We start from the raw sequence: 302 nt of genomic DNA on the forward strand, positions 1-302 counted from the left end.
TGCTGGCCAGAGCCAGATGCGCCTCCAGGAAGCCGGGCTGCATCGCCACCGGGGCCTCCACCCAGGACCTGGCGCGCTTCTTCGGTTTGGTAAAGGTGCAGTAGCCAAGCGGTGAACGTCACGGCAACTGCTAGCGGGCAGAAACTCGGCACCATCCAGCAATCCGACTTAGATTCGTACATCACTGCACAGCACTGGCCTCGAACCAATTAATAGCGAGTCGAATATGCTGATGCCAACGGTTTCGTCCGAGTTGTACAGCGCCGGCCTTCGACCCACCTGATGTACCTTGAGGTGCTACG

The organism is Polaromonas sp. (assembly GCF_018780625.1).
In the GTDB taxonomy this organism is placed as follows: domain Bacteria; phylum Pseudomonadota; class Gammaproteobacteria; order Burkholderiales; family Burkholderiaceae_C; genus Polaromonas.